The following is a 24,911-nucleotide window of genomic DNA, read 5'->3' as shown; positions in this document are numbered from 1 at the left end:
GCGCGAGCTCGGCTACGACCTCTCCGACGACCGCGACCTGGTGACCCGGGTGACCGAGCGGGTCAGTGCACTCTCGTCGCCCACAACTGCGTTTTCGGCCGACGCAACTGACGTCTCGGCGGGCTAGGGCAGGCGGATCTGGCGACCGTCGGCTCCGCGCTGGGAGCCGGTGATGCGGTCGCAGGAGCCGGTGTCGACCCAGCAGCGGAGGTACCAGGAGTCGGTGGCGGTCGCGGTGTGGAGGACGACGCTGCGGTCGGACTCGAAGCCGGCGACGCGGACCTTCTCGACGGAGTCGGGTACGCGCAGGTCGATGTGCTCGGAGGTGCTCATGTTGACCGCGATGCCACGCTCGGCGCCGTAGCTGATCATCCCGGGGTCGCTGGGGTTGCGGGCGATGGCGACGATCGAGCCGTCGGGGGAGTCGGCGACCGATCCGGGCAGCGGCGCGTGGACGCCGGGCTGGGTGAGGCTGCCGTCGGCCTCGATGGCGGCGAAGCGGGCCTCCCACTCGCCGGGGTTGTGGAGGAGTACGCCGCGGCGCAGCGGGATCAGCTGCTGGTAGCCGAGCGGCAGCGAGATCCGCTGGGTGGCCTCGCCGGGATCCCAGGCGGTCACCGGCGGCCGGGAGACGGTCAGCTCGCCGTAGTTGCCGGGCACCGGCGGCGGGGCGGGCACGATGCCGGTGCGGAAGTAGGCCCGGGTGCGGTCGGTGCCGAGCACGGCGGTGGCGGCAGGGGCGCCCTCGAGCACGAGCCGGTCGGTCTCCTCGCCCGTCGTGGTGTCCACAGCGACAAGGGCAGAGGCGGCGTCGTCGGTCTGCTGGAGCGCGAAGAGCTGGTTGCCGTCCTTGCTCAGTACCGGCTGGGTCCACAGGCCGGGGATCTGGATGGTCGAGCCGCGCCGCGCGATCCACACCGGACCGGGCTTGTCGGCGCGCTCGTACATCAGCACCGTCCAGCCGGCCACGCTCATCTGGGAGCCGAAGACCTTCTGCGGCTTCGCGCCGAGCTGGAGTCGGCCGGCCTGGTCCACGAACGGCAGGGTCGTCGCGGGGCCGACGGGCAGATCGGCGTACGTCGCCGGGATTGCCGGCTCGCTGTTGCGGACCGTCGGAGCGGGTGGCGCCGGCGTCGGTACGTTGGCGCCGGTGCGGCCCTCGGCGAGCCGGGTCGTGTGGACGGCCAGCCAGGCCACGGAGGCGATCAGGGCGAGGATGATGCAGGCCGAGAACAGGATCCCGGCGCGGCTGGGCCTCGCCGTGGTCTGCGGCTCCTCGAGCACCACGGTGGGCTGCTCCTCGTCGATGTGCACGTCGGTGATGGTCGTACCTTCCTCGTCCTGTCTCCCGAAGGCTGCGATGTCGAAGCGGTGCTGCGGACGTGCCCCGAGTCTCTCCACGGTAACCACGTCGAGACGTCGGAATCAGGAGAGATCAGGTGAACAATCCGTTTTCACATGCCGTCGGTATGTTCGGAAGTCCCGGAGATGGCCTAAGGTCGATCGCGTGGTGAGAAAACGAGTAGCTGATGCAAGCAAACAGGCCGGAAGAGTAGTCGGCGCGGTGCGGGAGACGGCCGGCAAGCTGGTTGCCGACGTGGTGTCCGGCAAGGTCAGGGTGCCGCGTCCAGGACGCAAGGCGCCGGCCAAGGCCGCTGAGCCGGTCGTGAAGCCGTCCGCCAAGCCGGTCGCTGAGCCCGTCGCCGAACCGGTGAAGGCCGAGCCCACCGTCGAGGCGGTTGCGGACCCGGTGGCCAAGGCGGCCGACAAGGCTGCGCCGGCGAAGAAGGCCGCCGCCAAGAAGACCACGGCCAAGAAGAGCCCCGCGAAGAAGACGACGACCGCGGCGAAGAAGACGACGGCCACGAAGACTTCCGCGACGAAGGCTCCGGCGGCGAAGAAGACCACCGCCAAGAAGACGACTGCGAAGAAGGCCCCCGCGGCGAAGAAGACCACCTCCGCTGCGGCCACCCCGGCGAAGGAGACTTCCGCCCCGGCGACCCCCGCGGAGGAGACTTCCGCCGCGTCCACCCCGGCGAAGACGACGGCCGCGAAGAAGACTGCTGCCAAGAAGACCGCAGCCAAGAAGACGACTGCGAAGAAGGCCCCCGCGAAGAAGACTGCTGCGGCGAAGAAGACGACCGCGACAAAGACTGCGGCGAAGAAGGCTCCCGCGAGCGGGACCTCGACGACGAGCCCGGCCACCGGGACCGAGACGCCGTCCAGCGACGCCTAGTCGTTCTAGCCGGGACTCCCGACGCGGACCGACGCGAGAGTCGTACGCGGCCCGAGCCCCAGGCTGCGTACGTTCTCGAGGTCCTCGAGAGTGTCGACGTCGTGGCGCAGCGAGTGGAGGTCGCCCGCCAGCGGCTGGGCGCCGCCGTCGCGATGGGCTGCGGCGGACCCGGGCCCGAACGCGGGCCGGAACCGGTCGTGGGGCGCGGTGTAGAGGGTGGTGCCCCCGCCCGCCGCGTCCTCGACGTACGCAGCCCCGAACCCCTCCGCGGCGCTCAGCGCCGCGTCCAGGTCGGCCGAGCGAAGTGCCGGTAGGTCACCGCACAGGGCAGCGGGGCGGAGCCCCGGCCAGCGGCGCCGGGCCTCGAGCGCTCCCTGTACGAGGGTCTCGTTGAGGTCACCGCTGACCCCGTCGGGAATCACGGCGGCGCCGAGGAGGGCGACGTCGGCGGCGAAGAAGGAGTCGTCGGTGATCACCAGCACGGCGCCGACGCCGGAGGCGGCCAGGCACGACTCGGCGGTGTCGAGGGCGAACGAGCGGGCGAGATCGGCCCGCTCGTGCGACTCGATTCCGACCAGCCGGGACTTGCCGCGCGCCGGAGGCTTGACGGGCAGCAGTACGACGTAACCGGGTGCAGGTACAGGCATCAGGGTAGATCCTGACAGGTATCTCACAACGTCGCGGATACGGCCCGGTAGCCTGCCCTGCGTGGGAAAGTACCGAAAGTTTCAGGAGGGCAGGCTCGGCTGGTCGTGGGTCGTGGCCGTCGGCATCGTGAAGCCCGTCCTCCTCGCCACCACCAAGCACGAGTGGGAGGGCGGCGAGAAGATCCCGGAGAGCGGGGGAGCGGTGTTCGCGCTGAACCACGTCTCCGAGATAGACCCGTTCACTGCCGCGCACATCGTGTGGGACTACGGCCGTCGCCCGAGCTACCTGGCCAAGGCCGCGTTGTTCAAGGGTCCGCTGGGCAAGTTCCTGCGGGCCGCGCGACAGATCCCCGTGGACCGGACGGCCGGCGCGTCGGCGTTCGACGCGGCCGTGAAGGCGGTCAACGAGGGCAGCATCGTGGTCGTCTACGTCGAGGGCTCGATCACCAAGGACCCGACCGGCTGGCCGATGCGCGGCAAGTCCGGTGCGGCGAGGATCGCGCTCGCGACCGGGGCCCCGGTCTACCCGGTGGGACAGTGGGGAGCCCAGGAGCTGCTTCCCGCGTACTCTCTCAAGCCGCACCTCATCGGTCGCAAGATGATCCAGATGAAGATCGGTGATCCGGTGGATCTGAAGGATCTCGAGGTCCAGGAGCACACACCGGCGGTCGTCAACGAAGCGACCGACCGGATCATGAAGGCGATCGTCGGCCTGGTGGCCGACATCCGGGAGGAGGAGCCGCCCAGCGAGCTCTTCGACCCGAAGAAGGCCGGTGTGAATGCGACCGGCGACCCCCGCAAGACGAAGAAGAAGGACAGCAATTGACTAAGAAGGTAGCGGTCTTCGGAGCGGGCTCATGGGGCACCGCGTTCTCGGTCATCCTCGCCGACGCGGGCAACGACGTGACCATGTGGGCGCGGCGTGAGGAGGTCGCAGCGGCGATCAACGACACCCACGAGAACCCCGACTACCACCCGGGCACCGAGCTGCCGCACAACATCAGCGCCACCCACGACATCGAGAAGGCCGCGCACGGAGCCGACCTGGTCGTCCTCGCGGCACCGTCGCAGACCCTGCGCGCCAACCTCACCGACTGGGCGCCGTTCCTGCCCCAGGACGTACCGCTGGTCTCGCTGATGAAGGGTGTCGAGCTCGGCACCCTCGAGCGGATGAGCGAGGTGATCGCCCACGTCACCGGTGCGGGACCGGATCGGATCGCGGTGGTCAGCGGCCCCAACCTGTCCAAGGAGATCATCCGTCGCGAGCCCGCCGCCGGTGTGGTGGCGTGCGCCGACGAGGAGGTCGCCAAGACGATCCAGGCGCGCGTGCACTCGCCCGCGTTCCGTCCCTATACCTCGACCGACGTGGTCGGCTGCGAGATCGGCGGTGCCTACAAGAACGTGGTCGCGATCTCCACGGGGATGGCCGCCGGGATGGGTTTCGGCGACAACACCCAGGCGTCGCTGATCACCCGCGGTCTCGCCGAGACGGCGCGGCTGGCGATGCAGCTGGGCGCCAACCCGATGACCCTGATGGGCCTGGCCGGTCTGGGTGACCTGGCAGCGACCTGCTCCTCGCCGCTCTCCCGCAACCGTACGTTCGGGGAGAAGCTCGGCAAGGGCATGACCACTGCCGACATCCTCGCCTCCAGCCACCAGGTCGCCGAGGGCGCCAAGTCGTCCCACTCGCTGCGCGAGCTGGCCGCGAAGGTCGGCGTCGACGTGCCGCTGGCGCAGTACGTCGACGACGTCGTCTCCGGCGCCAAGACGGTCAGCGAGATCATGGACGAGATGCTCGAGCGGCCGACGAAGGCCGAGACCGAGTAGGTCCCTTCGTCAAGGTATGTAGCCGAAGGGCCGCTTCCCGTACGGAATTCCGCACGGGAAGCGGGCCTTTCTCTGCGTACCTTGATGGAGGATCAGCGGACTAGGCGGTGCCGAGGTCCTTCCACGGGCCCCACTCCTCGGTGCCAGGGGTGTTGCCCTGGGTCCACCACTTGGCCTCCCACAGGTGACCGCCGTAGGTGACGCGGTCACCGGCCACGTACACCGTGGTCGCCGACCATGCGGCCGCCCCGGCGGGCGGGTCCGTCGGCGGGTCCGTGGGCTCCTCGGTGGGCGGGTCGGTCGGGTCCGGCTCCTCGACCGGGCCGCCGGTGCCGTTGCGCATGGCGTCGGCGAAGGTGCCGATCAGCTCGCCCTGACGGTCGCCGGAGAGCTCCCACCACATGCCGCCGCCGAGACCCTTCGAGATGGCGTACGAGGCCTTCTGGGCGATCGTGCGGGTGTTGTCGTAGCTCCACCACTGGTTGCCGTCGTAGCGCCACGCGGCGCCGGTCGCAGCGCTGTAGTGGTCGGTGCCGCGGGACTTGAGCTTGTCGTAGTCCTCGTTGCCGGCCTCGTACGTCCCGGGTGCCGCGGCGGTCGCCGGACCCCACGGGGCGGAGGAGGTCGCACCCTGCCAACCGCGGCCGTACGCAGCCATGCCCAGGCCGAGCTGGGCCGGTGAGACCCCGGCGTCGAGGTACTCGCGGACCGACTCGTCCACGCTGAACCGCTTGCCGTCGGGGCGCGGGTCGGCGGGGTCGGCGTAGAGGTTGCCCTGGTGGCCGGTCAGCTTCGGGTCCCAGGCGCCCCACAGGTCATAGCCCTGGATGTTGCCGAAGTCGAGGGAGTTGAAGATCGCCGGGTCGTTCCAGCCGCCCGCCTCGATGTCCTGCGGGTTGGCCGGGAGGAACGCCGAGAGCTGGTAGTCCTTGCCCGTGGTCGAGCCCAGGGCGTCCAGCTGGGAGCGGAACTCCGCCAGGAGCGCCTTGAAGTTGGCGCGGTCGTTGACCGGGTCGACGTGGTTGCCGGTGTTGCCGTTGGGCGAGCCCGGCCACTCCCAGTCGATGTCGAAGCCGTCGAAGACGCCGGCGGCGGCTCCGGCGCCACCGCGGCCGTCGATCACCGGCAGGTTGCCCTTGATGTAGAGGTCGATGCAGGAGGAGACGAACTTCCGTCGCGACTCCGGCGTGGCCGCCGCGAGGGAGAAGTTCTTCGACCAGGTCCAGCCGCCCAGGGAGAGCAGGACCTTCAGGTCGGGGTGCTTGGCCTTGAGCTGCTTGAGCTGGTTGAAGGAGCCGGCCAGGGGCTGGTCCCAGGTGTCGGCCGTGCCGGAGACGGAGGCGTCGGCTGCGTACGACATCCCGTAGTCGGCGTACGCGTCACCGGCGCCGTCGGAGCCGTTGGGCCCCTCGCCCTGGGCCTTGTTGGCCTCGAAGCAGGTCAGCGTCTGGTGGTGGATGTTGCCGAAGGCGTAGTTGAGGTGGGTGAGGTCGTCGGCGACTCCGGACGTCTCCAGCTGCTTGAGCTTGAAGGCGCGGCCGTAGACGCCCCACTGCACGAAGTAGCCGACGTTGCGGTAGCCGTTGATCGCGGTCGGCTCCGCGGCGGCAGTCTTCAGCGATGCGCTGGACGGGGTGCTGGTGAGGACGAGCGTGCCGGTGAGGGCGAGCGCTCCGGCGAGTGCGCCGATGAGAAGGCCGATTATCCGGCGTGATCTTCGCTGGGAACGGGGCAAGGCGACATGCATGGTGACACCTCCGAGGTGATGGCTGGCTCGGGCACCAGGCGCCCGAATCGCCATTCGATGGTGGCAGCCGGTTTGTTTGTAAGCAACCCTTACTAATTAAGGAATTTCAGAACGTAATTCGAGGTGGGCACGGAAGTAGTACGTTCGACGAGCCGCCAATCTCTGGGAGATCGCCATGCTTGGACGCCGCTCTGCAGTTGTCGCCACACTGACCGGAGGGGCGCTCGCGCTGGCCACCCTGGTCCCGTACGCCGGGGCGGCCGCCGCCCCGGAGGACAGGCTCGCGCCACCACCGAAGGCGCCCACCGCGGTCGGCTACGGAGGCGCGGTGGCGAGCGTCGATGCCGACGCCAGCCGGGTCGGGCTCGAGGTGCTGCGCAAGGGTGGCAACGCGACCGACGCGGCGGTCGCGACGGCTGCGGCGCTCGGCGTGACCGAGCCCTACTCGGCCGGGATCGGCGGGGGCGGCTTCTTCGTGCACTACTCCGCGCGCACTGGGGAGGTCGAGACGATCGACGGGCGGGAGAAGGCGCCGGCCGCTATGCCGCACGACGCGTTCATCGATCCCGAGACCGGGAAGGAGTATCCGTTCTTCCCCGACATGGTCACCAGCGGCGCCTCGGTCGGCGTGCCCGGCACCCCGCTGACCTGGGACAAGGCGCTGAGGAAGTGGGGAACGCGCTCGCTCGGCCAGTCGCTCGAACCGGCCGCTCGGCTGGCTCGGCGCGGCTTCGTCGTCGACCAGACCTTCCGCCAGCAGACCGTCGACAACGCGGAACGTTTCGCAGCGATCGATTCCACGGCCGAACTATTTCTTCCCGGAGGATCTGCGCCCGAGGTCGGCAGCCGGTTCCGCAACCCCGACATCGCTGCGACCTACGACCTGCTCGGACGCAATGGTGTGAAGGCCTTCTACCGCGGCCCGCTGGCCGCGGAGATCGCCGCGACGGTGGCCGATCCGCCCAAGACCGACGACACCGACCTGCCGGTCCCGGCCGGCTGGGTGACCACCGAGGACCTCGCCGCCTACACCGCCCCTGATCGCGAGCCGACCCACTCGACCTACCGGGACCTGGACGTCTACGGCATGGCGCCGCCCTCCTCGGGCGGCACCTCGGTCGGCGAGGCGCTCAACATCCTTGAGCGCTACGAGCTGGCCGGGATGACCAACACCGAGGCCTACCACCACCTGCTCGAGGCGAGCGCGATCGCCTTCGCCGACCGCGGCGCCTACCTCGGCGACCCCGACCACGTCGACGTACCCGTCGAGGCGCTCCTCGACGACACCTTCGCAGCCGAGCGGGCCTGCGGGATCGACCCCGCGGCGGCTCAGCCGAAGCCGGTGGCGGCCGGGGATGCGTACGACTTCGACGGAGTCTGCGACGGCGCGCCCGGCGCGGGCGAGACCGCGAAGGACACCGAGAACCTCGAGACCACCAACCTGACCGTGGTCGACCGCTGGGGCAACGTCGTCGAATACACCCTGACGATCGAGCAGACCGGAGGATCCGGAATCACCGTGCCCGGCCGCGGCTTCATCCTCAACAACGAGCTGACCGACTTCACGACGACCTACCGTGCCGACGACCCCAACCGGATCGAGCCCAACAAGCGCCCGCGCAGCTCGATGTCACCCACGATCGTCCTCTCCGACGGCCGGCCCGTGCTGGCGGTCGGTTCGCCGGGCGGCTCGACGATCATCACGACGGTGCTCCAGATCCTCGTCGAACGGTACGCACGCGACAGGACCCTGCCCGAGGCGATGGCGGCGCCGCGGGTCTCCCAGCGAAACGGGGCGAACACGAGTGCCGAGCCGGCGTTCATCGAGGCGTACGGAGGGCCGCTGACCTCGCTGGGACACCGCTTCGCCTCGACCGCGGAGCTCGGCGCGGCCACCGCGATCGAGATCGGTCCCGACGGGCTGCTGACCTCGACCGCCGAACCGTGGCGACGCGGTGGTGGGTCGGCGCTGGTGGTGAGCCCGGTCGACTAGCTCTCGATCAGCTCTCGATGCGGTCCAGGGCCTGGAGCAGGTCGGCCCAGAGGTCGTCGACGTCCTCGACCCCGACCGACATCCGCACCAGCCCGTCAGGCACCGTCGCCGACTCGGTCTTCCAGCGCCGACGGCGCTCGAAGGTGGACTCCACGCCGCCCAGCGAGGTCGCATGGACCCACAGCGAGGTCGAGTGGGTCAGCAGGTCGGCCTGCTCCGCGGTCGGCAGGACGGCCGCGAGCATGCCGCCGAACCCGGGGTAGCGGACCTCAGCGACCGCCGGGTGTGCGGCCAGGCGCTCGGCGAGGATCGCCGCGTTGGCGGAGGAGCGCTCGACGCGCAGGTGCAACGTACGAATCCCGCGAAGCGCCAGCCACGCCTCGAACGGGCCGGGGATCGCGCCGAGGAGGTCGCGACGGGCCTTGAGTACGTCCCACAGCGTGTCGTCGGAGACGACGACCGCCCCCATGACGACATCGGAGTGGCCGGCGATGAACTTGGTGGCCGAGTGGATGACGATGTCCGCGCCGAGCGCGAGCGGCTGCTGGAGCAGCGGAGTGGCGAAGGTGTTGTCGACCACGACCCGCGCCCCGGCCTTGTGTGCGGCGGCGATGACGGCCGGCAGGTCGGCGAGCTGCATCCCCGGGTTGGTCGGCGTCTCGACCCAGACCAGCGCGACCTCGCCGTCGAGCTTCTCGAGCAGCTTCACGACCGCGGCGGTGTCGGAGAAGTCCGTGAGGCGTGCGGTCAGCCGGCCGCGCCCCTCCAGATCGGCCAGCTGGCCGATGGTCCCCAGGTAGCTCTGCTCGGTCGCCACGACCACCGAGTCGTTGACCAGGTCGAGCAGCGTCGCGATCGCCGCGAGCCCGGAGGCGAACGACAGCGCCCGCCCGCCCTCGAGCTTCCCGAGCGCCTCCTCGAACGCCACCCACGCGTCGTTGGTGTAGCGCCCGTACTCCTTGTCCCCGCCGGCCACATAGGTCGAGGCCATGGTGATCGGTACGTTGAGCGGCTGGTCGGGCTCGTGGGCCGGCCGCCCGGCGTGGACGGCGATCGTGGCGGGCTTGTGATCCATGACTTCGACCCTATTGCCCGGTCGGCAACCGGGCTCACGCGCCGCGCGGTTACGGGTCAGCGCATGGTCCCGGATAAGGTTGCGGCCGTGTTGACGACCCTGCTGGATGGACGTGCCTTCGGTGAGAAGCACGGCAAGGATGCTGCCACCGTCGTGGCCCTGCACGGCTGGGCGCGCAACCGCAGCGACTGGGGCTCGACGCTCGAGGGCCTGGACGCGCTCGCGCTCGACCAGCCCGGCTTCGGCGCGACCCCGGCCCCCGAGGAGGGCTGGGGTACGAGGGAGTACGCCGAGTGGCTTGCCGAGATCCTTCGGGATCTCGATCGACCGGTTCTCGTTGGGCACTCCTTCGGCGGCCGTGTCTCGGTCCAGCTCGCTGCTGCACATCCCGAGCTCGTCCGTGGGGTCGTGCTCACCGGCGTGCCCCTCTTCCGCCCCAAGGTCGGCGGGAAGCCCAAGCTTGCTTACCGGGCCGGTCGTTGGGCGTACTCGAAGAAGCTCATCCCAGAGTCAAAGATGGAGCAGCTGCGGGAGAAGTACGGATCATCGGACTACCGGAACGCGAAGGGCGTCATGCGCCAAGTGCTGGTGAAGGCCGTCAACGACGACTACACAGACCAGCTGGCGGCCATCCCGAAGGACCTTCCGGTCCGCCTGATCTGGGGTGAGAACGACACCGCCGCACCGGTCTGGATGCCCGGTGAGGCCATGGAGATCCTGGGGGACAACGCAACCCTGGAGATCGTGCCCGGCTCGGCGCACCTGCTCGATGCCGGGCTGGTCAAGAGCCTGCGAGGCTCGATCGACGAACTGCGTACGTTTTGAATCTGAGGGGCTGAAGAAGAAGCATGTGGATCGTCCTGGTCACCTCCGCGCTGACCCTGGTCTCCTACTACCGCTGGCTGCGGGTCGCTCAGCGTGAGCACTACGAGCCGACGCGGCTGTTCGCGATCGAGTGGATCTGGATCAAGGCACGCCCGGTCGAGGCGATCCTGCTCGGCGCGGTCGTCGTGGTCTGCCTGGCCTCGTTCGTGCTCCCCTACGGCGCGCTCGTCGGCGCGCTGCTGTTCATCGGCTGGCCGGTGGGGATGAGCTTCACCGGTGCCAAGCGGCTGGTGTGGACCGACCGCGTCAAGCGCCTGGCGGCCGTGATCTTCGTGCTGCACGCGATCGTCACCGTCGTGGTCGCGCTGGTCGTCCCGGCCGCCGCCGGTCTGCTCCCGATCCTCGCGGTCCCGCTCGCCGAGGCGGCGCTGGCGATCATGTGGCCGATCGAGAAGGCGATGGCGAAGAAGTGGCAGGTCCAGGCGGCCGCCACGATCAAGAAGGTCAACCCGCGGATCGTCGCGATCACCGGCTCCTACGGCAAGACCTCGACGAAGAACTACGCCACCCACCTGATGCAGGGCCGCTGGTCGACGCTGGCCTCGCCGGCGAGCTTCAACAACGCGATGGGCCTCTCCCGCGCGGTCAACGACCGCCTCCAGCCCGGCACCGACATCTTCGTGGCCGAGATGGGGACGTACGGCCCCGGCGAGATCGCCGAGCTGACCGAGATCTTCCCGCCCGAGGTCGCCGCCATCACCACGATCGGCGAGGCCCACCTGGAGCGGATGAAGTCGCGCGAGACGATCGTGAAGGCCAAGTCGGAGATCCTCCCGAAGGCCTCGACCGTGGTGCTCAACATCGACGTACCCGAGCTCGCCCTCATCGCCGAGAACCTCCGCGCCAGCAAGCGCGTCATCGCCTGCTCCGCCGTGCCGGGCACCACCGCCGAGGTCGTGGTGGCCGACTCTGCCCTCCAGATCAATGGCGAGACGTACGCCGTCCAGCTGCCCGACGAGGTCGGGCACCCGATCAACGTGGCGATCGCCGTCGGCCTCGCCCTCGCGGTCGAGGTCCCGATCGAGACGATCACCCAGCGGCTGGGGTCGATCCCCGGCACCCCCCACCGCGCCGAGGCCAACAAGACGCCCGGCGGCGTGTGGGTCATCGACGACACCTTCAACTCCAACCCGACCGGCGCCGCCGCGGCCCTCGCGAAGGCCAAGCGGCTGGCGGGGGAGTCGGGCACGGTGTGGACCATCACGCCCGGTATGGTCGAGCTGGGCACTGAGCAGGCCGCGCGCAACATCGAGTTCGCGCAGGCTGCCACGGCCTCCGACAAGATGCGGCTGTGCATCGTCGGTCGCACCAACCGAAAAGCGTTGCGCTCGGGGGAGCCAGCGCGAACCACTGCGTTCGAGAGCCGTAAGGCGGCAGCGGATCATGCTCTGACCGCGGCCAAGGAGGGCGACGTGGTGCTGTACGAGAACGACCTCCCCGACCACTACGCGTAGGACCCCCAGGAGCTTTCACCATGAGCGTTACCAAGGCCACCATCGTCTTCGGCGGTCCCAGCGCCGAGCACGACATCAGCATCCTCACCGGCCTGCAGGCCGAGCGGGTCCTCTCCGGTGCCGGCGTCGAGGTGACGTGCCTCTACTGGGCGCGCTCCGACAAGTGGTTCCTGGTGCCCGCCAAGCAGGAGGCGCGTGACTTCCTCGGCGGCGAGCCGAAGGGCTCCAAGGCCGTCGAGTTCCGCCTCGGCTCCGACAAGGGCGACGGGTTCTACACCGTCGGCGGCTTCGGCGGCGGCAAGCGCCTCGAGACCGGCCCGATCCTCTCCGCCTTCCACGGCGGCGCGGGCGAGGCCGGCGGCATCCAGTGGCTCTTCGAGCTCGCCGGCCTCAAGGCGACCGGTGCGACCCCGGCCGCGGCCGCGCTCGGCATGGACAAGCTCGCCTTCGGTGCGGTCATGCTCAACGCCGGCCTCCCGTCGCTTTCTCGTGAGCTTCTGTCGCGCTACGCCGCGCCGTCCTTCGAGGGCCCCTACATCGTCAAGCCGCGCTTCGGTGGCTCCTCGATCGGCATCGAGGTCGTCGACGACTACGAGACCGGCCTGGCGCTCCTCAACACCTCCCCGCACCTGCGTGCGGGCGCGGTCGTCGAGCCGTACCGTCCCGACCTCTTCGACCTCAACGCCTCGGTGCGCACCGCGCCCGAGGTCGCGGTGAGCGACGTCGAGCGTCCGCTGCGCTCGGACGAGGCGAAGATGTACGACTACTCCGCCAAGTACGTCCACACCGACGGTCTCTCCTCCTCCCCGCGCGAGTTCCCGGCCCAGGTCGAGGAGTCGATCACCAAGCAGATCAAGGACCTGGCCGTACGCGTCGTGGAGCTCACCGGCCTGACCGGCATCCTCCGCATCGACTTCCTCTCCGACGGCAAGGGTGAGGTCTACATCAACGAGGTCAACTCGATCCCCGGCGCCCTCTCGCTCTACCTGTGGCCCGACACCCCCGCCTCCGAGGTCCTCACCAGCGCCATCGCCGAGGCCGAGAAGCACATCCCCCAGGTCACCCGGAACTTCGAGGAGGGCGTGGCCCTCAAGGCCGCCGGCGGCATCGCCGGCAAGCTCACCGGCCTCAGCTGACACCGAGTCGGCGCAAGCTGACCGAAAACCACGCCGAGTCGGCGCGTCTTAACGCGCCGACTCGGCGTGGTTTTGCGTCAGGATGAGCCGACTCGGCGTGCCGCCGGGTCAGCGCGACAGGGCGCGCTTGAGCAGGGCGAGGGTGACCTCGCCCATGGAGGTGCCGTCGTGCTTCGCGGCGAAGGGGAAGACGCTGGTCTCGGTGGCGCCGGGGGTGATGGCGACCTCGAGGACGACGAAGCTGCCGTCGGGGGTGACCATGAAGTCGGTGCGGGAGATGTCGCGCATGCCGAGCAGCTCGTGGGCACGTACGGCGGTCTCGCCGAGCTCGGCGAGCAGCGCGTCGGGGAGGTCGGGGCGGCCGAAGCCGACGAACTCGGCGGTGTAGCGCGCCGCGAAGTCGAACTCGTGGCCCTTGCTGAAGTCGATGGCGATCGGGGTCAGCGGCTTGACCCCGTCATCGGTCTCGTGGACGACCACGGAGACGTCGATGCCGGCGTAGAAGCGCTCGATGAGCGCTTCGTCGCAGTAGGCGTAGGTCTTGACCAGGGCGGCGGGGAGGGCGGAGAGGCCGTCGACGCCGGTGACGCCGAGCGCCGAGCCGCCGCGCGAGGGCTTGACCACGACCCGCTCACCCAACCGCGAGATGACGTGCTCCATCAGCACCGGCGCGCCGACGTCGCGGAACGTCGTGGACGACAGCGAGACCGAGTCCGGCACGGGGATGCCCCCGCGGCGCAGGAGCTCGCGGGCGGCCGTCTTGTCGAACGCGACGCGGCAGGAGGTGGAGACGGTGCCGACGTACGGGATCCCGATCAGCTCCAGGAGCGTCTGGATCTCGCCGTCCTCACCGAACTGGCCGTGCAGAGCCGGCAGCGCGACGACCGCCTTGTCGCGTTCGAGGTTGTGCAGCAGCGCCCGGTCGAAGTCGTACGCAGCCACCTCCACGCCCAGCGCCGACAGCTCGCGCACGAGGTTGCGGCCAGAGGCCAGCGACACGTCGCGCTCGTGGCTCAGCCCGCCGGCGATGACGGCGACAGGTCCGGAAAGGGGAGGTGTGCTCATGAGTTCGTTCTAACAGACGGCCGGGAAGAGCCGTCAATCTCAGATGTGGACGACCGGGCAGGTCAGGGTGCGGGTGATGCCCTCGAGGCTCTGGACGCGGGCCACGACCAGCTTGCCGAGCTCGTCGACGTTGCGGGCCTCGGCGCGGACGATCACGTCGTACGGACCGGTGACGTCCTCAGCCAGGGTCACACCCTGGATCTTGCCGATCTCGGTGGCGACCTCCGCGGCCTTGCCGACGTCGGTCTGGATGAGGATGTACGCCTGTACGACCATTGTGCTGCTCCTGTTCTCCGTGCCTTCCTTGGCACAACGTCAGGCAAGTAACCTATCGCGTTATCTATCGATCGACCTACACCGACCCTGGGGATAAGACACGGTGATGCGTGTCCCGGTATCTCCGCGCGTGGCGAGGAGGGTTGGATGGAGCCATGGCTTTTCCGAGGGACACGACGCTCGCCGACATCGGCGAGTTCGGGCTGATCACCGAGATGACCAAGCACTTCGCCCAGGGGGAGCAGGTGCTGGTCGGCCCCGGCGACGACGCCGCGCTGGTGCGGGTCAAGCAGGGTCATGTGGTGGTCTCGACCGACCTGCTCGTCGAGGGCCGTCACTTCCGGCGGGACTGGGCCGAGGCGTCCCACATCGGTCACCGGGCGGCGGGTCAGAACCTCGCTGACATCGCCGCGATGGGTGGCGTCGCCCACTCGATGACCCTCGGGCTCGCCCTTCCCTCGGACCTTCCCGCCGAGTGGGCGGTCGACTTCGCGGAGGGGTTCGCCGCGGAGTGCTCGCTGGTCGGAGCCTCCATCATCGGCGGTGACGTCACCGGCGCCGACCAGATCGTCATCTCCGTGACCGCCATCGGCGCGGTCGCCCAGGCACCGGTCCTGCGCTCGGGCGCGGAGCCCGGCGACGTACTCGCGCTCTGCGGCCGCCAGGGGTGGGCCGCGGCCGGCCTGGCGATCCTCAAGCGAGGGTTCCGGTCACCACGCGTGCTCGTCGACGCCTACCGCCGCCCGCAACCGCCGTACGCAGCCGGCCCCGCTGCCGCTGCCGCCGGTGCCTCGGCGCTGATCGACGTCTCCGACGGTCTCCTGTCCGAGGCCCGGCACATCGCCGATGCCTCGGAGGTCTCCATCGACGTGCACACCGCCGCGCTGACCATCCCCGACGAGCTCAACGCCGTCGCCTCGGCGACCGGCGCCGACGCGCTCGCGTTCGTGCTGGGCGGGGGAGAGGATCACTCGCTGCTCGCCGCGTTCCCGCCTGATGTCGAGCTGCCGGAGGGGTGGATCGTGATCGGGACGATCGGCGAGCCTGGTGGGGAGCCGGTCACGGTCGACGGGGAGGTCTATGAGGGGTCGACGGGGTGGACGCACTTCTGAGCGTCCAGAAGACCCGTGTCTCGGTTTGTTTTTCGGTCCGGCTTGCGTCGGGATTGCGCTGACTCGGCGCAATCCGGTCCTCGCTTCGCTCCGGTCCGTTTGCGCCGAGTCAGCGCCTATCGGATCAAAGCAGAAGGGCCCCGCTCAGCGTTTGCGCGCTGCCGCGGGGCCCTTCGTGCTTTGAGGTCAGCGAGCGACCTTGCCGGCCTTGATGCAGGTCGTGCAGACATTCATGCGCTTCGGGGTGCCGTTGATGACGGCGCGGACGCGCTGGATGTTGGGGTCGAAGCGGCGCCTGGTCGCCTTCTTGGACCACGGCCGGTTGTTGCCGAAGCCCGGCTTCTTGTCGCAGATGTCGCAGACGGCAGCCACCGTGAACTCCTGAGGTTGAATAGATGATCGAGGTCGATTAGATAGTGTCGGCGGGCGCGATGAACGGCTGCCCTGCCGAGACAACCGAACAAGCGTAGCCCGTCCGACTGTGCCCGGCGAAATCGTCACTTCTCCGAGCGGCGATCCCGCCACCTGTCCAGCGGTGCGGCCAGCGCGGTGGCCAGCTTCCACCGCTTCGACCCGCGCAGATCGTCGATCTCGGTGCGCTGGCCGGCGAGCTGCTTGCGCTGCGACTCGAGCCGCCTCCGCTGGTCCGCGACGACCTCCCGGAGCTTGGCGACCTCGTCGCGCAGCTCGATGCCCTGCTCGACCCAGTCCGGGATGGCGGGCACCGCGGGGAGGTCGGGGGAGAGGCCGCGGCGCAGGACGACGTAGAACTCGATGTCGTTCTCGGGCACGGGCAGGAGGGACTCGACCGACCAGCCGGTCAGCCCCAGGCGGCGCAGCTCGGCGATGATCTCGGGGAACGAGCGGTCGGTGTAGGTCCACACGTGGCAGTCGACGTACTCGCCTCGACGGGCCCGCTCGACCTGGGTCCTGGTGTAGCCGAGGTCGTGGATGCAGGTCTCGGCCTCGCTCGGGCCGCGGTGGTGGAGCCGCTTGGGGTCGTGGTTGACCGCGGACCGGTGGTGGTCGAAGACGGCGCGTACGGACGGGGTGGTGTCGCCGGCCTCGTGGGCCTGCAGGATCTGGCCCATCGTCGTCGGCGGTCGGTGGGCGTCGAAGGTGTAGCGCCGGTCGGGGACGACAAGGACCAGGGCCCCGTCGGGAGCGACGACGGCCTCGACCTGCGCCAGCCAACCGACCAGGTCAGGGACGTGCTCGACCACGTGGCTGGCCAGCGCCCAGTCGAACGGGGCGCCGTCCTTGGCGGCCTCCTCGAGCGTACGCATCCGGGTGCCGTCCCACATCGGATAGTCGATCTCGGGGATGGTGGCGTGGTTCACCCGGGAATGCTCGCCGTACGACTCGTAGAGCCGGTCGCGGTCATAGAGGTCCAGATAGGCGACCTCCGCGGCATCTCGGGGGACGAGTGGCTGGTGCAGAGGTCCGATCTCCAGGCCGTGCCCGGCCGAGAAGTCGAAGAGTTCGTTGACGCGTTTCGCGCGTGGGGTCGGGGTCGGGATCGACATCCGTGAGTCCTTCGGCGTTGGGGAGGTCTCCACACTAGGGATGGATCGTCACCGGCGCAGGGGATGACTCGGTAGAAGTTGTTACTCGCTCGTGTCTTTGCTGCAGCCTCGGATTTGTTCACCCGTCGTTTACCCCGTACCCAGAGACCGCCTACCCTTGGGGCCGCGATACCGGGATTTGTGCCCGGCGTCACGGTGTCTGGGTGTATGCAGGGGTGTCGAGGAGTAGGGAGGGCAGCGTGGCCGAGGTCAAGCTCGATCTGTTCCGCCGGTTCGGCGACCTGGCGACCGACGCGCTGGCGTCCCATCGCGAGGAGATCGACGCGCTAAACGTCTTCCCGGTGCCCGACAGCGACACCGGCACCAACCTCTACCTCACGATCGCCGCGGCCCGTGACCGGCTGCGCGAGTTCACCGGCACCGACTGGCGCGAGGGACTGCGCGCCTTCTCGCGCGGCGCGCTGCTCGACGCCCGCGGCAACTCGGGTGTGATCCTGGCCGAGATGATCGGCGCCCTGCTGCGCCGGCTGATCCAGGCCACCGAGGAGGAGCGCACCGCCACGGTCTTCGCCGACGCGCTGCGCAAGGCCGCCAACGCCGCGTACGCCGCGGTGGGGGAGCCCCAGGAGGGGACCATGCTCAGCGTGCTCCGGGCAGCCGCGGAGGCGGCTGAGGCGTGCGTCGAGATCGACGAGGCCGCACGCACCCGCGACGTGATGTCGGTCGCCGCCAGCGCGGCCCGCGCCGCTCTTGCCCGTACGCAGGAGCAGCTGCCCATGCTCGCCGCTGCCGGGGTCGTCGATGCCGGCGGCCGCGGGATCTGCGTGCTTCTCGACGCCTTCGAGACCGCCCTGACCGGGCGCCGGCCCAGTCCGCAGGAACCCACCCCGCACATCCCGATCCCGATCCCGGCGGCACTGGGCGGGGCCGACGGCCACGCGCTGGAGCCCGGTGGCCCGGCGTACGAGGTGATGTACCTGCTCGACGCCGAGGACGCCGCGATCGCCGACCTCCGCAAGCGGCTCCAGCCGCTGGGCGACTCGCTGGTCGTGGTCGGTGGCGAGGGCATCTGGAACGTGCACGTCCACGTCGACGACGTCGGCGCCGCCATCGAGGCCGGGATCAACGCCGGGCGGCCCCACCGGATCCACGTGACCCACTTCGCCGAGCAGATCGCCGGACAGGCCCATCGCCACGCCACTCGCGGCGGCCGGGCGGTGATCGCGTTCGCGGCCGGGCCGGGTCTGGCCGAGCTCTTCCGCGGTGCCGGCGCGATCGTGATCGAGGGCGGCCCGCACCGGCGCCCGACGACCTCCGAGCTGCTCGAGGCGATCACCGCCTCCGGTGCCGACGAGGTGATCGTGCTCCCCAACGACTTCCCGACCCGGCAGTCGGCCGAGGCCGCGGCCCGCACCGCCGAGGACGACCTCGACATCAATGTCGCGGTGATCCCGACCCGCAGCCAGGTGCAGGGGCTGGCGGCGATCGCGGTCCACGAGCCCGGCCGGAAGTTCGACAAGGACGTGCTCGAGATGACCGCCACCGCGCGACACGCGCGGCACGGCGCGGTCACCATCTCGAACACCCGAGCGATTACCATGGCCGGGCCGTGTATGCCGGGTGACGCGCTCGGGGTGCTCGACGGAGACTTCGTCAAGGTCGGCCAGGACCTCGAGAGATGTGCGACCTACGTGCTCGCCCGGCTCATCGGTGGTGGTGGCGAGCTGGTGACGCTGGTCTCCGGCCTCGAGGACCCCACGGGCGAGCTCGCCGGTGCCGTCGCGGCGTGGCTGGCTGCCAACCATCCGGCCGTAGATGTGATGGTGTACGACGGAGGCCAGGAGCGTTATCCCCTCCTGATGTCGGTCGAGTAGAGGAGAAGAGACGGTGCCGATCACCCTCGAGTCCCCGATCGAGGCCGTGCTGGGCAACAGCAAGCACGCCACGAAGTTCACCAAGGGTCTCGGGCTGCGCACCGTCGGCGACCTGCTCTACCACTTTCCCAGGCGCTACCTGCGCACCGCCGACCTCAGCCAGACGCCGCAGCTGCATGAGGGCGAGATGCTCACGGTGCTCGGCGAGGTGGTCCGCAGCGTCGTACGCCAGCACACCGACCGCCGCACCGGCCGGCCCGCCTTCCGCGTCGAGACCCAGCTCAAGGCCGGCACCGCCGACCTGCAGCTCACCTTCTTCTCCAAGTCTCAGCGGATCGCCGAGTGGCGCCGCGGCGTGCTCGCCCCGGGCGTCCGCGGCGTCTTCGTCGGCAAGGCCGGATCGTTCCGCGGCGAGTGGCAGCTGGCCAACCCGCAGATGGTCGTCTTCGGCGACCCGTCCGACTCCGAGAACGCCGCCGAGGCGGCCGACAACCAGATGGCGGTCGAGGAGCTGACCGAGCTCTTCCCGATCTACCCGCTCACCGCCGGGCTCCAGCACTGGGACGTGATGCGCGCGGTGCGGTTCGCCCGGCAGGTCGTCGAGGATGTCACCGACGTGCTCCCGGAGCAGCTCCGGGAGACGTACGCCGTCCCGGGGCTGCGCGACGCACTGGACCTGATCCACGCGCCCCATGAGCCCAAGGACGTCCAGCGCGCCCTGCACCGCTTCCGGTTCGAGGAGGCGCTCGGGCTGCAGCTCGTGCTGGGGCGCCGGCGGCGGGCGCTCCAGGCGCTGGGCACCACCGCCCGCACCGGCGGGGTCCACCACCTGCTCGAGGCCTTCGACGAGCAGCTGCCGTTCACCCTCACCAAGGGACAGGCGGAGATCGGGGAGGAGCTGGAGGCGGCGCTGGCCCAGCCCCACCCGATGAACCGCCTGCTCCAGGGCGAGGTCGGCTCCGGCAAGACGCTGGTCGCGCTGCGCGCGATGCTGCGGGTGGTCGACTCCGGGGGCCAGGCCGCGCTGCTGGCGCCGACCGAGGTCCTCGCCCAGCAGCACTACCGATCGATCACGGCGATGCTCGGCGACCTGGCCGCCAGCGGCCTGGCCGGCGGGCTCTTCGCCGGCGACCAGGAGCAGACCCATGTCGACCTGCTCACCGGCTCGATGACCAAGACCCAGCGCAAGGGGCCGCTGAGCCGGATCGCCACCGGCGAGGCCGGGATCGTCGTCGGCACCCACGCCCTGCTCCAGGACCAGGTGATGTTCGACGACCTCGGCCTGGTCGTCGTCGACGAGCAGCACCGCTTCGGTGTCGAGCAGCGGGCCGCCCTGACCGACAAGGCCGGCACCCCACCGCATCTGCTGGTGATGACCGCGACGCCGATCCCGCGCACGGTCGCGATGACCGTCTTCGGCGACCTCGAGGTCTCCACGCTCACCGAGCTCCCGGCCGGACGCGCTGAGATCCAGACCAACCTGGTCTCGCTCGTGGAACATCCCGCGTGGATCTCCCGGGTGTGGGAACGCGTCAGGGAAGAGGTCGAGAAGGGCCACCAGGTCTACGTCGTCGCTCCGCGGATCAGCGGCGACGAGTCGGAGCAGGGCGAGAGCGACCAGCGTGACTTCGACGCCGACGGCAACGAGGTCAAGGCCGCTCCGGCCCAGCTCTCCGCCGTCGACGAGGTCACCGCGGAGCTGACCACCGGCCCGCTGCAGGGGCTCAGCGTCGCCAAGCTCCACGGCAAGCTGCCCGCCGAGGAGAAGGAGCGCACCATGAGCGCCTTCGCCGCCGGCGACATCGATGTGCTGATCGCCACCACCGTGATCGAGGTCGGCGTGGACGTACCCAACGCCACCACCATGGTCATTCTCGACGCCGACCGCTTCGGGGTCTCCCAGCTCCACCAGCTACGTGGCCGGGTCGGCCGTGGCGGGCTGCACGGGCTGTGCCTGCTCGTCTCCCACGCCGAGGCCGGCACGCCGGCCCGGACCCGCCTCGACGCGGTCGCCCAGACCACCGACGGGTTCGCGCTGTCCCGGGTCGACCTCGACCAGCGCCGCGAAGGAGACGTGCTCGGCGCCTCCCAGTCGGGCCGGCGATCGAGCCTGGAGAGCCTGCGTGTGCTCCGCGACGAGGAGACCATCCTGGAGGCGCGCGAAGCGGCCGAGGCGCTGCTCGAGGCCGACCCGGATCTCGCCACCGCACCGCTCCTGGCCGAGCGGGTCACCGAGATCGAGGAGTCCGCTTCCGCCGACTACTTGGAAAAGTCCTAAGGTGTCCCAATGACTCGGATCATCGGAGGTGTCGCAGGAGGGCGACGCCTACTCGCTCCCAAGGGGGTGCGGACCCGTCCCACCACCGATCGGGTCCGCGAGGCGCTCTTCTCGGCGATCGAGTCCTCCTACGGATCCCTGGCCGGACTGCGCTTCCTCGACCTCTACGCCGGCACCGGCGCGGTCGGGCTGGAGGCATGGTCGCGCGGCGCCGGAGTGGTGACCCTGGTCGAGTCGGACCGGCGTACGGCTGGGGTGATCCGGTCCAACGCGAAGGAGCTCGGCTTCCCGCGGGCCGACGTGGTCGCGGCCACCGTGGCGAGCACCCTGGTGACGCCGCCGGTGGCCCCCTACGACCTGGTCTTCCTCGACCCGCCCTACCCGCTCTCCGACGACGCCGTCTCCGAGGACATCGCGCTGCTGATCAAGCACGACTGGCTGGTCCCGGGCGCCTTGGTCGTCGTCGAGCGGTCCGCGCGCAGCCCCGAGCCGGTCTGGCCCGACGGGTTCACCGACCAGAAGTCGAAGAAGTACGGCGAGACCATGCTCTGGTACGGCATCGCGCCGGACTGAACCCAGCCGGACTGACCGGCTGAACTGATCGAATGGGAGAAGAAGAGACAATGACGCGTCGTGCGGTGTGCCCGGGTTCGTTCGACCCGCCCACGTTCGGCCACCTCGACATCTTCACCCGCGCCTCGGCGATGTTCGACGAGGTCGTCGTCGCCGTCGGGGTCAACCCGTCGAAGTCGAAGCGCCTGTTCACTGCCGAGGAGCGGATGGAGATGATCACCGAGGTGACCGCTCCGCTGGGCAACGTACGGGTCCAGGGGTTCACCGGCCTGGTCACCGACTTCTGTGTCGAGATCGACGCCCAGGCGATCGTGAAGGGGCTGCGCGGGGCGCCCGACCTCGAGTACGAGGCGCCGATGGCGCAGATGAACGCCCACATGACCGGCGTCGAGACCGTCTTCCTGCTCAACGACCCGCGCTGGGCGGCGGTCTCCTCCTCGCTGATCAAGGAGATGGCCCATTTCGGTGGGGATGTGTCGGCTTTCCTGCCGCCGGATGTTCTTGCACGACTCACCAAGCGTTTGGCAGAACGTTCCGAGTAAGCGGCACCGTTCGCCGGTATCGTCTACTGGGCAGTTCCTTTGGGCTACCCGACAATCCTTTCCCTGGAGATCAATGTCCACCTCAGGCCGTTCCCCGCTTTCCTTGGCCAAGCAGTCCTACGCCGCTTCCCTCAAGGCCGTCGGTCGCGGGCTGACGAAGACGGGACTCGCGAAGGAGACCGCGCCGCCGGTCGAGCAGCGCTGGCGTCACTGGGCCCACTCGCTGACCAAGGTCTACGACTCGCTGGCGATGGCGAAGCTCGACGTGCCGTGGTGGACCTACGACGCGATCGCCGCCGTCGACGCCTGGCTGGGCGAGCGTGAGCGCCCGATCCGGATCTATGAGTACGGCTCCGGCGCCTCCACCATCTGGCTCTCCCGTCGCGCCGACGAGATCCACTCCGTCGAGCACCACAAGGGTTTCGGCGAGATGATGCAGGCCGAGCTCGCCGGCGAGGAGAAGATCTCGCTGCGGGTCATCGAGCCGGTCGCCAGCGACAACCCCGTCGTCCCCTCGCAGAAGGAGGGCCACGCGGGCCTCGACTTCGAGGCGTACGTCAACTCCATCGACGACGTCGACGGCGAGTTCGACCTCGTGGTGATCGACGGGCGTGCCCGTGAGGCGTGCCTGGAGAAGGCCAAGGACCGGCTCGCTCCCGGCGGGGTCATCGTCTTCGACAACAGCCGCCGCAAGCGCTACGTCGAGGCCATCGCTGCCTCGGGGATGAAGGAGACCATCCACGCCGGTCTCACCCCGACCCTGCCCTACCCTGAGCGCACATCGGTCCTGACGAAGGGCTGATCTCGTACGTTTCGTGAGCGGCGGCGTGGATTATCCACGCCGCCGCTTGCGCGCTCTAAGGTCTGGCGCATGGCATCACCGGGGGAGCGAAACGAACCAGTCGGAGCTGTGCGTTGGGCGACGTTCGCCGGGGTCTGCGTCGCGGCGCTGGTCTGGGCGGCCTACGCGGTCGGCGCCCAGAACGGCTCGTTCCTGACCCAGGACTTCGGTGCGCAGTACCACTTGGCCAAGATCACCGCCCACGGCGCGATCCCGCTGGTCGACTTCGAGCACGGCTGGAACGCCGGCTCGTTCTGGGTCAACGCGGCGCTCTACGCGATCGCCGGCGGCAGTCCGACGATCTGGTACTTCCTCTGGGGCCGCCTCCTCGGCGCTGGCCTCGGCGCGGTCCTCGCCGCCGCCATCGGGCTCCGACTGCGGCTGCACCCGGCCGTGATGATCGCGATTGCGCTCGGGGTGCTCCTGCTGGCGACCCCGCTGCACATCAAGTACACGATCTGCCTGCTCTGGGTCTTCGTCCTGCTGCCGACCGGTTGGCTCGAGTCACGCCCGCGCCTGGCCGCGGCCGCGCGGGTGCTCCTCCCGGCCCTCGTCTTCTGGCAGTACGTCGAGCTGGCCGTGCTCCTCACCGGCGCCTCGGGGCTCTTCGAGCTGTTTGCGCGGCGCTCCGCGCCCTGGCGCACCCGGATCCTCAACTGCGTCCAGCTGGCCGGTGGATTCGTGCTCGGCCTGGTCGTCCAGGCGGTGGCGTACAAGGTCTTGTGGGGGCTCTCCTTCGCCGACTTCAACCGGCAGGTGATCCTCGGGCAGACCGAGACCCACGAGGGGTCGCAGTACGCCGTCTGGAACTTCTTCGACCTGCCGACCGAGTCGGGGCGCTTCTTCATCCTGGCGCTCTACCCGTTCGCGCTGCTGATTCCCTTCGTGCCGCTGGTGTGGCAGCGGATCTCGGACTCCACCCGGCTGGTCGCGCTGGCCGGGCTGGTCCTCGTCGTCGTCCCGATCCGCCGCGTCGACAACCCCCACACCACCACCGTCTCCGCCCTCGTCCTCCTCGCCGTCGTCCTGGCGGTCGCCGAGCTCTACGAGCGCCGTACGCCCCCGCGGTCGGTTGAGCCGGATTCGCGAGGAACGAGCGAATCCGTGTCGAAACCAACACGGTCGGCTCTGGTACTACTTCTGGCCGCAGCCGGCGCCACCTGGGCAGCCGCCACCCTCTGGATCGGCTTCGGCCTGCAGAGCATGCTCGGTGCGATTCTCCTGGTGGCGCTGGCGATCGCCGGAGCGACCCTCGGCGCAGCCTTCCTCGGCCGCGCCACCGCAGCGGTCTCCGCCGGCGCCCTGGTCGTGCTGGGCTGCGTACCCGCTCTTGCCGCCGTCGACCACCTCGACGACATGCGAGGCGATGCGAAGTCCTTTGCGGTGAGCGACTCGATCGCCCGCTGGGCGGGCCCGGAGTACGAACGCTGCAGCGGCGGCACCCGCGAGGCACTGGTGATGCCGAACTATCTCGAGCTCTACGACGCGCTGGCGATCACCAACCCGACCCCCTACTACCTGTTCCACTACGACTTCGCGCAGTACGAGGACGTGCTGGTGCCCCAGCTCGAGGACGGCTCGATCCCGGTCATCATCGAGACGATGCCGCTGCACACGCCGCAGCCCTGGCTCACTGACGCGATCCGCACGAACTACGTCCCGTGCTCGGTCGTGAGGATCGAGAAGCAGGCGACGACTGTCACGATCTGGACCCACAAGTCCCGCGGCGACATCGCCCAGCGCGATCTCACCGTCCGCGACGGTGAACGCATCCCGACGAAGCAGGACTGACTCCGAGCGTTATCGGATCTGATAATGCCCAAG

General features: G+C 69.7%; 22 protein-coding genes. 14 read left to right on the top strand and 8 right to left on the bottom strand.

All coding sequences use genetic code 11. The annotated features are described in order from the left end of the window. Positions 1-123: 123 nt before the first annotated feature. On the bottom strand, positions 124-1,401 hold the full coding sequence (locus AB0F44_RS23660) for a hypothetical protein (protein ID WP_357359112.1): 1,278 nt from the start codon (positions 1,399-1,401) through the stop codon (positions 124-126). A gap of 163 nt (positions 1,402-1,564) precedes the next feature. On the opposite strand from AB0F44_RS23660, the gene AB0F44_RS23655 reads away from it, so the two are divergent. Continuing rightward, positions 1,565-2,236 (top strand): hypothetical protein, encoded by a 672-nt coding sequence (locus AB0F44_RS23655; RefSeq protein WP_357359111.1) that lies wholly within the window; start codon positions 1,565-1,567, stop codon positions 2,234-2,236. Between the two features lie 5 nt (positions 2,237-2,241). On the opposite strand, the gene cofC is transcribed toward AB0F44_RS23655, so the two are convergent. Next, positions 2,242-2,883 carry a 2-phospho-L-lactate guanylyltransferase gene (gene cofC, locus AB0F44_RS23650; protein ID WP_357359110.1) on the bottom strand — a complete coding sequence of 214 codons (642 nt, stop codon included), beginning with the start codon at positions 2,881-2,883 and terminating at the stop codon, positions 2,242-2,244. A gap of 61 nt (positions 2,884-2,944) precedes the next feature. Between cofC and AB0F44_RS23645 the strand changes: the two genes are divergently transcribed. After that, on the top strand, positions 2,945-3,709 hold the full coding sequence (locus AB0F44_RS23645; RefSeq protein WP_357359109.1) for a lysophospholipid acyltransferase family protein: 765 nt from the start codon (positions 2,945-2,947) through the stop codon (positions 3,707-3,709). Beyond that, positions 3,706-4,710 carry an NAD(P)H-dependent glycerol-3-phosphate dehydrogenase gene (locus tag AB0F44_RS23640; protein WP_357359108.1) on the top strand — a complete coding sequence of 335 codons (1,005 nt, stop codon included), beginning with the start codon at positions 3,706-3,708 and terminating at the stop codon, positions 4,708-4,710. Before AB0F44_RS23645 ends, AB0F44_RS23640 begins: the two co-directional genes overlap by 4 nt. A gap of 100 nt (positions 4,711-4,810) precedes the next feature. On the opposite strand, the gene AB0F44_RS23635 is transcribed toward AB0F44_RS23640, so the two are convergent. Beyond that, the gene (locus AB0F44_RS23635) at positions 4,811-6,457 is read right to left on the bottom strand and encodes a glycosyl hydrolase family 18 protein (RefSeq protein WP_357359107.1); all 1,647 of its coding nucleotides are present in this window, start codon (positions 6,455-6,457) and stop codon (positions 4,811-4,813) included. Positions 6,458-6,632: 175 nt separating this feature from the next. On the opposite strand from AB0F44_RS23635, the gene ggt reads away from it, so the two are divergent. After that, positions 6,633-8,450, top strand: a complete 1,818-nt coding sequence (gene ggt, locus AB0F44_RS23630; protein ID WP_357359106.1) for a gamma-glutamyltransferase — start codon at positions 6,633-6,635, stop codon at positions 8,448-8,450. Positions 8,451-8,457: 7 nt separating this feature from the next. Here the strand turns inward: ggt and AB0F44_RS23625 are convergent, their stop codons facing one another. Then, positions 8,458-9,525, bottom strand: coding sequence for a PLP-dependent transferase (locus AB0F44_RS23625; RefSeq protein WP_357359105.1), 1,068 nt, complete (start codon positions 9,523-9,525; stop codon positions 8,458-8,460). Positions 9,526-9,612: 87 nt separating this feature from the next. On the opposite strand from AB0F44_RS23625, the gene AB0F44_RS23620 reads away from it, so the two are divergent. From AB0F44_RS23620 to AB0F44_RS23610, 3 genes are read left to right on the top strand one after another with little or no spacing between them, the layout of a single operon-like run. Further along, positions 9,613-10,350: an alpha/beta hydrolase gene (locus AB0F44_RS23620; RefSeq protein WP_357359104.1), complete on the top strand. Its 738-nt coding sequence runs from the start codon at positions 9,613-9,615 to the stop codon at positions 10,348-10,350. Between the two features lie 23 nt (positions 10,351-10,373). Then, complete coding sequence (gene murF, locus AB0F44_RS23615) at positions 10,374-11,864, top strand: UDP-N-acetylmuramoyl-tripeptide--D-alanyl-D-alanine ligase (RefSeq protein ID WP_357359103.1); 1,491 nt, start codon at positions 10,374-10,376, stop codon at positions 11,862-11,864. Positions 11,865-11,884: 20 nt separating this feature from the next. Then, positions 11,885-13,000: a hypothetical protein gene (locus AB0F44_RS23610; RefSeq protein ID WP_357359102.1), complete on the top strand. Its 1,116-nt coding sequence runs from the start codon at positions 11,885-11,887 to the stop codon at positions 12,998-13,000. Between the two features lie 108 nt (positions 13,001-13,108). Here AB0F44_RS23610 and AB0F44_RS23605 read toward each other — a convergent pair whose 3' ends face one another. Continuing rightward, positions 13,109-14,065, bottom strand: a complete 957-nt coding sequence (locus AB0F44_RS23605; protein WP_350661902.1) for a D-alanine--D-alanine ligase — start codon at positions 14,063-14,065, stop codon at positions 13,109-13,111. A 39-nt stretch (positions 14,066-14,104) separates the two neighbouring features. Beyond that, on the bottom strand, positions 14,105-14,341 hold the full coding sequence (locus AB0F44_RS23600; RefSeq protein ID WP_091049571.1) for an Lrp/AsnC ligand binding domain-containing protein: 237 nt from the start codon (positions 14,339-14,341) through the stop codon (positions 14,105-14,107). A 155-nt stretch (positions 14,342-14,496) separates the two neighbouring features. Between AB0F44_RS23600 and AB0F44_RS23595 the strand changes: the two genes are divergently transcribed. Continuing rightward, entirely contained in the window at positions 14,497-15,453 is a 957-nt protein-coding gene (locus AB0F44_RS23595; RefSeq protein ID WP_357359101.1) for a thiamine-phosphate kinase, read from the top strand. A 186-nt stretch (positions 15,454-15,639) separates the two neighbouring features. On the opposite strand, the gene rpmB is transcribed toward AB0F44_RS23595, so the two are convergent. Further along, positions 15,640-15,825 carry a 50S ribosomal protein L28 gene (rpmB, locus tag AB0F44_RS23590; protein ID WP_141803692.1) on the bottom strand — a complete coding sequence of 62 codons (186 nt, stop codon included), beginning with the start codon at positions 15,823-15,825 and terminating at the stop codon, positions 15,640-15,642. 125 nt (positions 15,826-15,950) lie between these two features. Continuing rightward, complete coding sequence (locus AB0F44_RS23585; protein ID WP_357359100.1) at positions 15,951-16,979, bottom strand: methyltransferase domain-containing protein; 1,029 nt, start codon at positions 16,977-16,979, stop codon at positions 15,951-15,953. A 239-nt stretch (positions 16,980-17,218) separates the two neighbouring features. On the opposite strand from AB0F44_RS23585, the gene AB0F44_RS23580 reads away from it, so the two are divergent. From AB0F44_RS23580 to AB0F44_RS23555, 6 genes are all read left to right on the top strand, one after another. Further along, complete coding sequence (locus tag AB0F44_RS23580; protein WP_357359099.1) at positions 17,219-18,853, top strand: DAK2 domain-containing protein; 1,635 nt, start codon at positions 17,219-17,221, stop codon at positions 18,851-18,853. 13 nt (positions 18,854-18,866) lie between these two features. Continuing rightward, a complete protein-coding gene (locus tag AB0F44_RS23575) occupies positions 18,867-21,131 on the top strand; it encodes an ATP-dependent DNA helicase RecG (protein ID WP_357359098.1) in 2,265 nt (754 codons plus the stop codon). A gap of 9 nt (positions 21,132-21,140) precedes the next feature. Next, entirely contained in the window at positions 21,141-21,704 is a 564-nt protein-coding gene (gene rsmD / locus AB0F44_RS23570; protein ID WP_357359097.1) for a 16S rRNA (guanine(966)-N(2))-methyltransferase RsmD, read from the top strand. Positions 21,705-21,754: 50 nt separating this feature from the next. Continuing rightward, positions 21,755-22,246, top strand: coding sequence for a pantetheine-phosphate adenylyltransferase (gene coaD, locus AB0F44_RS23565; RefSeq protein ID WP_350661889.1), 492 nt, complete (start codon positions 21,755-21,757; stop codon positions 22,244-22,246). 73 nt (positions 22,247-22,319) lie between these two features. Then, positions 22,320-23,048 (top strand): class I SAM-dependent methyltransferase, encoded by a 729-nt coding sequence (locus tag AB0F44_RS23560; RefSeq protein WP_357359096.1) that lies wholly within the window; start codon positions 22,320-22,322, stop codon positions 23,046-23,048. Between the two features lie 69 nt (positions 23,049-23,117). Beyond that, complete coding sequence (locus AB0F44_RS23555) at positions 23,118-24,878, top strand: hypothetical protein (protein WP_357359095.1); 1,761 nt, start codon at positions 23,118-23,120, stop codon at positions 24,876-24,878. Positions 24,879-24,911: the final 33 nt, after the last annotated feature.

Origin of the sequence: Nocardioides sp. NPDC023903, from assembly GCF_040639295.1 — a bacterium.
GTDB lineage: Bacteria > Actinomycetota > Actinomycetes > Propionibacteriales > Nocardioidaceae > Nocardioides.
The sequence above is the reverse complement of the archived record's forward strand: the minus strand, read 5'-3'. Positions and strand labels throughout refer to the sequence as shown.